Annotated in this window: 12 protein-coding genes; all 12 read right to left on the bottom strand. The window is 51.5% G+C overall.

The features are described from left to right. A partial coding sequence (locus JDF658_RS02845) for a 23S rRNA (pseudouridine(1915)-N(3))-methyltransferase RlmH (protein WP_079906421.1) occupies positions 1-366 on the bottom strand: 366 nt, incomplete at its 3' end. Between the two features lie 2 nt (positions 367-368). Next, positions 369-536, bottom strand: a complete 168-nt coding sequence (locus JDF658_RS02840; protein ID WP_078665417.1) for a CxxH/CxxC protein — start codon at positions 534-536, stop codon at positions 369-371. A gap of 18 nt (positions 537-554) precedes the next feature. Then, the gene (locus JDF658_RS02835; protein ID WP_079906420.1) at positions 555-1,715 is read right to left on the bottom strand and encodes a S1C family serine protease; all 1,161 of its coding nucleotides are present in this window, start codon (positions 1,713-1,715) and stop codon (positions 555-557) included. A gap of 38 nt (positions 1,716-1,753) precedes the next feature. Further along, on the bottom strand, positions 1,754-2,545 hold the full coding sequence (locus JDF658_RS02830) for an MBL fold metallo-hydrolase (RefSeq protein ID WP_078665419.1): 792 nt from the start codon (positions 2,543-2,545) through the stop codon (positions 1,754-1,756). Beyond that, positions 2,520-3,146 (bottom strand): methyltransferase, encoded by a 627-nt coding sequence (locus tag JDF658_RS02825; protein WP_079906419.1) that lies wholly within the window; start codon positions 3,144-3,146, stop codon positions 2,520-2,522. The genes JDF658_RS02830 and JDF658_RS02825 overlap by 26 nt, the downstream gene beginning before the upstream one ends. Before the next feature lie 74 nt (positions 3,147-3,220). Continuing rightward, complete coding sequence (locus tag JDF658_RS14360; RefSeq protein WP_079906418.1) at positions 3,221-4,501, bottom strand: methyl-accepting chemotaxis protein; 1,281 nt, start codon at positions 4,499-4,501, stop codon at positions 3,221-3,223. Positions 4,502-4,543: 42 nt separating this feature from the next. Further along, complete coding sequence (murA, locus tag JDF658_RS02815; protein WP_079906417.1) at positions 4,544-5,806, bottom strand: UDP-N-acetylglucosamine 1-carboxyvinyltransferase; 1,263 nt, start codon at positions 5,804-5,806, stop codon at positions 4,544-4,546. Positions 5,807-5,924: 118 nt separating this feature from the next. Beyond that, positions 5,925-6,788, bottom strand: coding sequence for a BON domain-containing protein (locus tag JDF658_RS02810; RefSeq protein WP_079906416.1), 864 nt, complete (start codon positions 6,786-6,788; stop codon positions 5,925-5,927). Positions 6,789-6,814: 26 nt separating this feature from the next. Beyond that, positions 6,815-7,666, bottom strand: a complete 852-nt coding sequence (locus tag JDF658_RS02805; RefSeq protein WP_079906415.1) for a peptidase MA family metallohydrolase — start codon at positions 7,664-7,666, stop codon at positions 6,815-6,817. A 118-nt stretch (positions 7,667-7,784) separates the two neighbouring features. Further along, the gene (locus JDF658_RS02800; RefSeq protein ID WP_159446540.1) at positions 7,785-8,534 is read right to left on the bottom strand and encodes a tetratricopeptide repeat protein; all 750 of its coding nucleotides are present in this window, start codon (positions 8,532-8,534) and stop codon (positions 7,785-7,787) included. 77 nt (positions 8,535-8,611) lie between these two features. Further along, positions 8,612-9,538, bottom strand: a complete 927-nt coding sequence (gene trxB, locus JDF658_RS02795) for a thioredoxin-disulfide reductase (RefSeq protein WP_078665426.1) — start codon at positions 9,536-9,538, stop codon at positions 8,612-8,614. 159 nt (positions 9,539-9,697) lie between these two features. Continuing rightward, on the bottom strand, positions 9,698-11,062 hold the full coding sequence (locus JDF658_RS02790; RefSeq protein WP_079906413.1) for a peptidoglycan DD-metalloendopeptidase family protein: 1,365 nt from the start codon (positions 11,060-11,062) through the stop codon (positions 9,698-9,700). Between the last annotated feature and the right edge of the window lie 273 nt (positions 11,063-11,335).

The following is an 11,335-nucleotide window of genomic DNA, read 5'->3' as shown; positions in this document are numbered from 1 at the left end:
CTGACAGGCAGCCAGCACCTTATCCGCCAGTCCCAGGGAACCGCCAATGACAAAAACCAGATGGCTCCAGCCTGCCAGTAACCATTCCTCGACCCTGGCCGCCATCTCCTCCGAAGAACAGGTCTTTCCCCGCAGGTCAAGAGCTACCCGCCAGGAATGAGGGGGGAGAGCCGCCAGCAAACGCTCCCCCTCTTTTTGTCGTACCTGTTCCCGAACACTCTCCCCGGCCTCTTCCGGGCAGGACTCATCCGCGACTTCAATGATTTTCACCCTGGCATAGGGTGCCAGCCGCTTCAGGTATTCCTGTTCCGCCTCTCGCCAGTATTTTTCCTTGAGCTTACCCACACAAACTATAGTTATCTGCATAGTCATACCACCAGATATTTGGGCGGCTGATCGCAGAAATCGCAGTGCTGAGGAGCCAGCCAGTCCGTAAAGGATACCTTCTCTAGCAGATAGAGGTCGGGAGGTTGTTCATAGACATCGACGAATTCGTCCATTGCTTTCTCCAGATGGCGTTCACAAACACAATACACATTAGCCACTCCCATCATTTAGGGCTGTAAAGTCCCCGGCATTTCACCCAGTTTTACACTAAATTCCTTGAATTGACGGTTACGCACCACTTTTACCTTGATGGTATCGCCCACCTTATGCTTTCCGACCAGTTCCTGCAGATCCTGGAAGGTCTTTACCTTTTCCCCGTCAACTCCCACGATGATATCCTGGGCCTGGATCCCGGCCAGACCAGCAGGGCCATTGGCCACTACATCATCGACCACGATTCCGTAATCTACTGGCAAGTCATATTGTTGCTGCAGATCTTTGTCAATTTCCACACCACGGTAGAGAATACCCAGCCAGGGCCGGATTACCTTCCCGTTTTTGATGAGCTGTTCAATTATGGGTTTAGCGGTATTGATGGGAATGGCGAAATTCATGCCTTCCACTTTTTCGCTGATGATTTTTACACTGTTGATCCCAATAACTTCTCCCCTGGAATTGACCAGGGCCCCACCGGAATTACCCGGGTTGATGGCAGCATCAGTCTGAATCAGGGTAAATTTCTGTTCCCCCACGGTCAGAGTCCGGTTGAGAGCGGAAATAATTCCGGCCGTAACCGTGCGGGCAAATTCTTCCCCCAGCGGGTTACCGATAGCTACTACCAGTTCCCCAACCTGCAGCTGGGAGGAGTCTCCCAGTTTGGCCACCGTCAGTTCTCCCGCTTCCGCCGGATTGATTTTGATTACGGCCAGGTCAGTTCGGGGATCCCGGCCGATGAGTTTGGCGGGGATATGTTTGCCATTAGCCAGACTGACAACCAGTTCCTGGGCCCCTTCCACTACATGGTTATTGGTAACTATATAACCCTGGGGATCGATGATTACCCCGGAGCCAGAACCCTGTTCCACACTGCCATGAGTTTCACCCCAGAAATCAATGCGGGTAGCCCGGTTAGATATTCCCACTACCGCCGGTCCTACCTGTTTGGCAATATCCACAACTGGCGCCGAGCCTGCGGGCAGGGGGACAGTCTGTCCGGGCGTAATTTGCGCTGGCTGATTAATCTTCACTTCTGCCTGTTTCTTTTCCAGATCGCGAAGTGGCCCCCATAAAGCAGCTCCTACTACCAGACCGCCCACTATGGCGCTAAGCAGACTGACAACTATGTAGCTTAAAAATCCAGGTCTCCGTTCATAATAAAACTGATCCATAAGTATCCTCCTTCCCTTTGTTTATTAGGATTACCTTATTATTTTTTTTCTAACCAGGCAGAAGGACTGCTGGCCGGTGCCACTTCCAGCCATGCTTCCTCTCCCGGTTTGATTCCCAGAGCCTGAAAGTGTTCCTCCACTGTTTTCAGCGCCTTCTGGGGCGTATTGTTTTCCTGGCTCAGGTGGGCCAGCAACACCCCCTGCTGGCGGCCACCCCAGAGCCGGGCCAGTACATCACCGGCCGTATCATTGGCCAGGTGCCCCCGGTCACTGAGTATACGCTTTTTTAAAGACCAGGGATAAGGGCCCTGAATCAGCATCTCCCGGTCATGGTTAGCCTCAAAAACCAGTAGCTCACACTCCATCAATTTGCGAGCCATGCCCCGGCTGACATAGCCGGTATCAGTCATAACCCCTGCCGTGGCTTCCCGGGTATGAAAAACATAGCCAACCGGATCACCGGCATCATGGGAAGTGGAAAAAGCCTCGAAAGCCAGCTCCCCGATTTCTATTTTTTCCTCCGGTGCCAGCATACAGCGATTATGCTCAGCAATAGGGCCCAGCTGAGCCTCCATGGCCGCCCAGGTGGATTCCGTCGCATACACAGGCAAGTTATATTTCCTGCTTAAAGCTCCCAGTCCGCAGGTATGATCCCTGTGTTCATGGGTAACCACTACTGCGGCTAGCTGTTCCAGACAGCGTTCCAGCTGGGCAGCTGCCTCTTTTAGCTTGCGTACACTCAGTCCGGCATCAATCAGTACAGCCGTTTCCTCTCCCTCCACCCAGATGGCATTGCCTGAACTGCTACTCGCCAGGGTAGCTATTCTCATGGTCTCCTCTCCTTGCCTGGATAATATCGATCTTTTCCACTTTGGTTTTCTCAATCTGCCAGCCCCGTTGCTCCAGAAGGCGGACAAAGGCCTGGGCCCCTTCACGCCCAGGGTCACTGAAAAGACAGTGTCCAGACGGAGCCAGGTTAAGTTCCAGGGTGGCCAGTAAATCTTCATGCAACCCGGGTTCATAAAACAAATCCGAACCCAGGATGAGCTGAAACTCTCCCAGCTTTCGATGCTGCCGCCAGTCCAGCAACTGCCAGGTCAGTTGTTCCAGGCCATTAGCCCGGGCATTTCGACCGGCCAGTTCCAGGGCCGCTGGGACAAAATCGGTTTGCACTACCTCTGCTCCGTTGGCAGCTGCTACCAGACCCACCAGTCCCAGACCACAGCCCAGCTCCAGGGCCCGCTTGCCCTGTACCAGTTCCGGTCTCGCTTCCAGCCACAGGGCCAGCCCTTCTGCCGACGGCCACAGTTCGGCCCAGAAGGGAATATCTTCATCCGTTTCCACCTGAGCCAGCAGAGTATCAAGGTCGCGCACCCGGTACAGTTGAAAACTCCTCTTCTTGCCCTGCCAGCTCACCAGCTCCAGTTCCATGATTACCAGTTCCTCCCGTACTTCTTCATTATAGCAAGAAAAAAACCACGGCGACAACCGTGGTCGGCTAAAGTTCACTGAACTTTAAAATTATCAATATACCTTTTCAATTCCTCTGCCAGTTTCACCAGGTTATAGGAAAGAACATTGATTTGCTCATTAGCCGACATTTGCTGTTCCAGGGAAGCTGCCACCTGCTGGGTAGCAGTGGAGAACTGCTGGGCAATGCCACTGATTTTTTCCACTGCTCCAGCCAGCTGGGATAGTCCCTGAGACTGCTCCTGGGAAGCCTTGCTTATACCCTGTACCATTTCCTCGGTTAAAAGAACAGCATGGTGAATTTCATCCAGGGCCTGTTTTGCTTTCAGCGCAACCTTGACCCCGTCTTCAACCTCCCGGTTGCCATTGGTCATGGCCAGAGCAGCACTGGCGGTTTCAGCCTGAATTTCCTCAATCAGTTCACCAATTTTCTGGGCAGCTTCTCCTGAGCCTTCTGCCAGTTTGCGCACCTCATCGGCTACAACAGCAAAGCCGCGTCCGTGTTCACCGGCCCGGGCCGCTTCAATCGCCGCATTCAAGGCCAGCAAATTGGTCTGATCGGCAATACCGGTAATGACATTGACAATCTCGCCAATGTAAGTGGACCGTTGATAGAGTTTTTCCACTGCTGCCGAGGAGGTTTGTACCGCCTCTGAAATGGCATGCATTTTAGCTACCGCCTCTTCCACCTGCTTTAGTCCTTTACTGGCCAGCTGGGCTGCCTGCTGAGAGGAAGCAAAGGCCTGCTGGGAATGGGCCGCAACCTGGGATACAGCAGCCGATATTTCCTGCATGGTCTGCACGGTTTCCAGAATCTCATCAGCCTGTCGCTGCGAACCGCCGGCAATTTGCTCCATGGCTGCGGAAATCTGCTGAATAGAGGCAGTGGCACTCTCCGTAGCCTTTGAAACCTCAACAGCTTCTTTTGTTACCCCTTCTGCTGTAACAGCGCTTTGCTGGACAGTAGCTCTCACATCGACAATCATTTTATTAAAAGCTTCGGCGGTCTTGCCAAAAATATCATTGGTAGGAAAATAGATGGTGGTGGTAAGGTCTTTTTCTGCTACCCGCTTCGCTGCATCTGCAAATATCGTTAAGACCTCCACCAGCAACCTATTCACGTAGGCCAGAATCGCAGCTGCCGCTACGACACCGATAGGAATTACTGGTCCGAAAATGGCCAGCAACTTATCATCCGGTACCTCCAGATACCAGGCCAGAAAAGCGGTCCAGATCAGTGTTCCGCCTCCGGTCACCGTTAGAAAAACTACGCCCAGACGCCAGAACGGCCTGTATTTCCACCTGGTAAATATCACACCTCTCACACTCCTCTACTTCCATAATCTAACCTACGCGACTTATTTCGCTATTTCCCGCCAAATTCCTGCCCCGAGACCATTAAATTTTTCTTCCAGATTTTCATAACCCCGGTCAATATAGTGAACATTATCGATTTCAGTAATTCCCTCTGCTACCAGACCGGCGATGATCAAGGCAGCGCCTGCCCGCAGATCCGTGGCCCGCACCTGGGCTCCTTCCAGCCGCTCAATTCCTTCCACCACTGCGGTTCTGCCCTGAATCTTAATCCGGGCTCCCATGCGTTTCAACTCATCAGCCAGTTGCATCCGGTTTTCGAAGACATTTTCGGTAACCATGGAGACACCAGGGGTTACAGCTAACAGGGCCATCATTTGAGACTGCATATCGGTCGGAAAACCAGGATAAGGCATCGTTTTTATATCTACCGGTCGGCGTGTTCCTGTGCTGATAACCCGAATAACATCATCTTCCTCAATTACTCTTACACCCATTTCTTTTAGTTTAGCTGTCACCGGTTCCACGTGGGTTGGAATGACATTTTCGATAGTAACATCCCCATCAGTGGCTGCCGCTGCCACCATGTAGGTCCCGGCTTCAATACGGTCAGGAATGATGGCATAACGGGTCCCCTGCAAAGCCTTGACTCCCTCGATTTTGATCACATCAGTGCCGGCCCCGCGGATTTTGGCACCCATTGCATTGAGAAAATTGGCTAGATCCACAATTTCCGGTTCCTTGGCCGCATTTTCGATGATTGTTTGGCCTTTGGCAGTAGCAGCTGCCATCATCAGATTTTCCGTTGCGCCAACACTGGGAAAATCCAGATAGATCTTGGCCCCCTGCAAACCATTTCTAACCCTGGCCTTAATATACCCCTGGCTCAGTTCCACCTCGGCTCCCAGCGCCCCCAGCCCTTTGATATGCAAGTCCATGGGCCGGCTCCCGATATTGCAGCCTCCCGGCAGGGCGATGTGGGCCCGGCCGGTCCGTGGTAGCAGCGAACCCAGTAAGAGATTGGAGGCCCGCAGTTTTTTCACCAGTTCATAAGGGGTATCATAACCGGGGTGCTCCGGGGGAACAATCCGCACTACCGTCGGCTCATCCCAGCTTACTTCCGCTCCCAGCAGACGAATAATATCCAGCATCACCAGCACATCGCTGATTTGCGGCATATTTTCCAGATAAACAGGGCTGGTAGCCAGCATGGCTGCACTGATAGCAGTCAGAGCAGCATTTTTGGCACCACTAACCCGTACTTTTCCTTCCAGTCTCACACCACCGCGTATTTTCAATACTGTCACTCTCGTGTCTCCTCCATTCTCTGCAAGCAAAGAAGGAGCGGGACCGTTCAGGGCCCGCCTCCGTTTCATTTGTATCGTTTTCCCTATAATATTTTTCGCCATTGAGCAGCAAAATCCTTCAATGCAGAGAAACAATTATAGAATTATTGATACCTTTTATCCCCTCAATCCCGGTCACCAGGGCTTCGGCCTTTTTCTTCTGGTCAATGCTGGCTACCCTACCAGCGAGAAAAGCGATCCCCTCTACCACATAAACCCTGACCATGGCCAGACCACTGGCTCCCAGCAAACTGCGAGCCTGATTGGTCAGGGCAATATCCCCGTTCCGGGCTCCTTCCCTGACCCGCAGATGATTGCGCACCTTTCTTACCCCTGGTACCTGTCCAGCCAGCTTTTCAGCAGTAGTTCTGTCCTCGGGGCGGTCTACCCAGCCCAACAGGGTAACCACTCCAGCCCGGGTTTGGGTTACAATGTCATGGTTGGCCAGGGTTTCGGCATGGGCAAAAACATCTTCTATACTGTTGGTAATGGTAGCGTCATCCCAGTCTGCCAGTGCCCCCGCTTCCACCTGGGAAATTACTTCCTTCACCCCGTAGACCTGGGAGGCAGCCTGGCGAGCCGCCTCTTCTTCCGCCCAGCTGGCGGTCTTGCCGACCAGTACCACCACACCGTTACTAACTTTAACTCCTATATGGCCCAGGTCAATCCCATGGCGCTGCAATCTTTCCCGTACTGCCGCCTCTACATCCTTATCGGTAGGCACATTTTCCGTTACCACCGTCAGGCTATTATCCAGGGGTTCAGCCCCGGCCACTTCCCGTACCAGTTCCTCTGCCATTTCCTTTTCTGCCAGTACATCCACACAACCGGAAAGCTGGATCTTGCCCTTGACCACCCGGACATTGATATCTTCAGCACTCAAGTTCATCTTTTCCTGCAAATGCCGGGTAATTTTTTCCTGCAAGCGGTTATCCTGATTCATCAGCAGCACCCCTTTTTGGCAGTAGTTTACCCAGCTTGATCGGTGGTTATAAATGCCCGGGAAAAATCAGCAAAATTTTCGCCAAAAGCTTTGTACCAGGCCCAGCTAAAAGGCCAGCCCTGACCCAGATATGGCAACAGGCGCCGCCAGGCTTTTTCGCCATATCTTTCCTCCATGAACCTGACCATTTGCCGGGCCTGGATATAGGCCAGCTCCTGATCAGGCAAGCTGTCAAACTGTCCATCCATCATTTCTACCGGATACCAGGAATGAGAACCTGACCTGGCCTTAAATTCAAAACCGGTCAATTCATATTCCAGTTGCTGGGCAATCCCTTCCGTCAGCCAGCGGGGATAATTGCCCAGAGTCAGTTTATCCACCAGCAAATGGGCAAATTCATGGGCCATAGGTCCATTGACCACAAAATCCTCCTCTGCCTGTGCCCACTGCTGCGGAGCCAGCACCCGAATCGTACCTGCCCAGTAGACACCCATAGTCCCCTGATCCCCACCCCAGCCAAAAGAACGATTAAGGCTGTCTTTGTCGGGGAAAATGACTACCAGGGTTTTTCCCTCTATTCCTGAAATATGAAACTTTTTCAGAAGCGAAGGGTAAAATTTTTCCGCAGTCTGCAAAACCAATCGGGCTTCATCAGCTCCTTCCGCATCGCCCTGATAGCGAATGCGAAAATGCTCCCCTTCAATTTCCCGCCAATCTCTGGTCTCCCAGACCAGTTTGGCCTTGAGTAGCTGCTGCAAAATCAGGTAAAGTCCCTGTTTTGGTTGAGGCCACCAGACCAAAACCAGCCCTAGCAAACAAAGGGCAAGACCAGCCAGCAATCCCCGCCAGTAATAAAGATTAGTATCTAAAATCGGCATATTAATCTCTCCCTTTAACTCTTTCTCCTCCTCTATTATACAATTTATATGCTATTTGCGGTCCCGGTAAGTTATGGCAAGAAAAAACCTCTGCCCTGAAAGGCAGAGGTGAAAATCCTTATTGAGCCGGTTTAGCCGGTGTGGGAGCCGGTGCCGGACCGGGAACCGGAGTACCGCCTGTTCCTGTAGTGCTGCTGCCCGTTCCAGCGCTTCCTGTTCCGGAAGGTGCAGGCTGGGTTAGAGCCTGCTGATATTCCTTAATCCGCGCCTGAGCTGTGGCATAATCCGGGCTGGTAGCGGGGATTTTCTTCAGCTCATTTATCGCTTCCTGGTATTTGCCCTGGCTGCTGAGGTAGATAGCCAGGTTCAAGCGCGCCGGAGTAAAATCGGGATTAATACTGAGGGCCTTTTGGGCCAGTTCTATGGCTTTAACCGTATCGCCAGTATAATAATAGGCTGTGGCCAGGTCACCCAGGGTTTCGATTTTTTGGGGCTTGACTTTGAGTACATCATTGAAAAGAGCGATTGCCCGTTGCAAATCCTGCTGGGCCCCTTTCTGGTCCCCGGCCTGCAATTTGCTGCTGCCCTGGTTGAAATAGGCAGTCCCCAGCGCATCCTTGGCATCAATATCCTGAGGGTTTTTCTTAACTGTCTCTTCCAGCTGGCTGATATTAACTCCTCCGCCGCCCAGCTGGGCTTGCCCCCGGTTGAATATTGCCGGTAACAGGATGGCCCCGATCAGGGCTGCAATGGTAAAGATGGCCAGAATAACCCAGTGATCTTTCTTTTTGTTCCCGGTAGGCGCAGTACCAACCAGCACATCCTGTTTCACGACCTTTGGCTTTTTCCGGTGTTTTGGCTTTGGCACCAGACATTCTCCTTCCTGTGGTAAAATTCCCACAGGTTATATTCTACCCCAGCAGGCAGATTCCTGCCAGGCCTGATCTATTTCAAATTTTCGACATATTTTTCAGCAGCCATGGCTGCTACCGCTCCATCAGCTACGGCTGTTACCACCTGGCGCAGGGGTTTTTTGCGCACATCTCCGGCAGCAAAAACCCCCGGCAAATTGGTAGCAGTGCTTTCATCGGCCCGAATATAGCCATCTTCAGTGAGTTCCACCTGTCCTGCTACCAGAGCAGTCTGGGGCTCCATGCCGACAAAGACGAAAACCCCATCAGTGGCTACAGTGGATTTTTCTCCGGTCACCGTATCCTGAACCACTACCCCTGTTACCTGGTCCTGCCCGGTGATTTCCACCACTACTTTATTCCAGAGAAAATCGATCTTTGGTTCATTAAAAGCCTTTTCCTGTACTACTTTGTCAGCCCGCAAAGTATCCCGACGGTGGATAATGGTTACCTTTTCCGCAAACTTGGTCAGATACACCGCTTCCTCTACTGCGGAGTTGCCGCCACCTACTACTACCACCTTTTTGCCGGTGAAAAAGGCTCCATCACAGGTGGCACAATAAGAGACTCCCCGGCCCCGGAATTGTTCTTCCCCCGGGCAACCCAGGGCCCGGTTTTTGGCCCCGGTAGCCAGAATTACCGCTTTAGCCTCATAAGTATTCTGGGTGGTTTTGACCACCTTGGGCTGACCGGCCAGTTGCAGTTCCACTACTTCTTCCACTACCATTTCAGCACCAAAACGTCCGGCCTGTTCATGCAATTTCATGCCCAGTTCAAAACCGGCAATACCCTGGGGAAAACCAGGGTAATTTTCAATGCTTTCCGTAATGGCAGCCTGCCCACCGGGCATCATTTTTTCGATTACCAGCACTTTCAGATTGGAGCGGGCTCCATAGAGGGCAGCCGTCAACCCTGCCGGCCCCCCTCCGATGATGATAATATCATACACAGTATTGGCCATTTTTCATCCCTCTTTCGCTTTCCTGTATTTTCGCTACCTTTATTTTCTTACGAAAAATCTCTTTTGTCAAGTATACCCCCGTATAGTATATAAAAATATTTGTTCAGGTCAAACCCCGAAAAAGAACAAAACCAGGCAATGCCTGGTTTGTTTTGTGGTTTAGCGCAAATATGCAAGAGGATTCTGGAAATCACCGTTTTTCAGTACCTCAAAATGGAGATGAGAACCCGTACTGCGGCCAGTTGAACCTACAGCACCTATATATTCACCCCGGCTGACCCGCTGGCCTTCGGTTACATCTATGGAAGACAGGTGGCCATAACGGGTAACCAGTCCGCTGGCATGGCGAATCGCTATGAACTTACCGTATTCAGCATACCAGCCAGCCTGAATAACCACTCCATCTTCAGCAGCATAAACAGGGTTGCCGGTACTGCCATCAATATCTATTCCGGTATGCATCCGACCCCAGCGTTCACCATAGGGAGAAGAGATCGGGCCACGAGTAGGCCAGAGCAAGTCGCTGCCCTCGTTACCCCGGGAGGCAATCATATAACTCCCTCCCCGTCCGCCTTTGTAAATAACTCTGGGACGAGGATTTTCCACAATCCGGCTGGCTACCAGTTTTTGTCCTACCGGTACCCCATTAATAAATACCGTTTCCACCTGTTTAACCTGTTTACCCGGTTTACCTTCCTGAACTACCTTTTCTACCCCCCGGCGCAAGGTCCGTTTCATTTCCACCTTAACAGGAGCCGGAATGTTCTCGACAATCTGAGTCCGTAGCCTGGTTTCAATATGTACCAGGGGTTCCACTTTGGCCAGTTTGATGACCTGGCCCACATCGACGAATTCACCGGTAATCTCCGGATTCAACGCCCGGATGTCTTTCACCCTTAAGTCATAGCGCCGGGCAATCAGCCAGAGACTATCCCCTTCCTTGACGGTATATTCCTTGATTTCTGTCCGCCCTTGCAGCAGGATTCGGGCCGCTTCCGGAGCCGTGACCAGCTCACCATTGGCTGCTACTGTTTTAACAACCGCAATCTTTTCTTTAATTTGACTGGACACTACTGTGCCTTTCATACCGCCATTAGCCTGTTGCTGCAATAGAGTCAGTACTTTTTCCGCCTCTTCCCGGGTGGGCAGAACCACTTCCACCCGGCCGTTGATTTCGATTCCATATGCGGCCCGGATCGGCAACAACTGTTCCTGTAAAATTCGTTGCAGCCGGTCAACTGCAGTCAATTCCTCTTTTCTTGCCTTTACCGGTTCATAGACAATCACCGGCTGATGAGAAGCCTCACCCCTTAATTGGCGTTCTTTGATCAACTGCTTGATCAAGCGGTCTGCCTGCTGGTGTTCTTCTACCACCGCTACTTGCTTCCCATCGATTTCTACTACAAAAGCTTTAATTCTATCATCAGTTTGCCAGGCTGCCAGGACATTGGCTACCAGTGCCAGGCCCAGCACAACCCCCAGCCAGTTGCCATTTTGCTGTTTGGTTGCAAGCTCTCTCTGCATGGCCCCTCCTTTCCCTGCTCATCCACTGCAGTCCGCAAAAGATAAACATGGCTTTTCTATTATATCATAGTTTAACTATCCAGCCAACCTTTTCTTTAAAAATGCTTTTTGCGATGTACCATTTTTCAGAATGAAAATTGCTAAAAATATTATAAATAAATTTTTTTAAACAATATCATTCAGTTGTTTAGCAAGGATAACGGTATCTCTCTTTTTTTAAATCCTAAAAAAGGGCGCACTAATCCCACTAGCCCTAAAATGACTTCTTAATCA

Origin of the sequence: Carboxydocella sp. JDF658 (genome assembly GCF_002049395.1) — a bacterium.
Taxonomy (GTDB): Bacteria; Bacillota.
This window is presented reverse-complemented; position numbering and strand designations above follow the sequence as displayed.

Bases quoted from the DNA above. Each gene is read 5' to 3' on its own strand.
- JDF658_RS02805 (WP_079906415.1), bottom strand. From the start codon at position 7,666: ATGCCGATTTTAGATACTAATCTTTATTACTGGCGGGGATTGCTGGCT.
- JDF658_RS02825 (WP_079906419.1), bottom strand. From the start codon at position 3,146: ATGGAACTGGAGCTGGTGAGCTGGCAGGGCAAGAAGAGGAGTTTTCAA.
- JDF658_RS02835 (WP_079906420.1), bottom strand. From the start codon at position 1,715: ATGGATCAGTTTTATTATGAACGGAGACCTGGATTTTTAAGCTACATA.
- JDF658_RS02830 (WP_078665419.1), bottom strand. From the start codon at position 2,545: ATGAGAATAGCTACCCTGGCGAGTAGCAGTTCAGGCAATGCCATCTGG.
- trxB (WP_078665426.1), bottom strand. From the start codon at position 9,538: ATGGCCAATACTGTGTATGATATTATCATCATCGGAGGGGGGCCGGCA.
- JDF658_RS02810 (WP_079906416.1), bottom strand. From the start codon at position 6,788: ATGAATCAGGATAACCGCTTGCAGGAAAAAATTACCCGGCATTTGCAG.
- JDF658_RS02790 (WP_079906413.1), bottom strand. From the start codon at position 11,062: ATGCAGAGAGAGCTTGCAACCAAACAGCAAAATGGCAACTGGCTGGGG.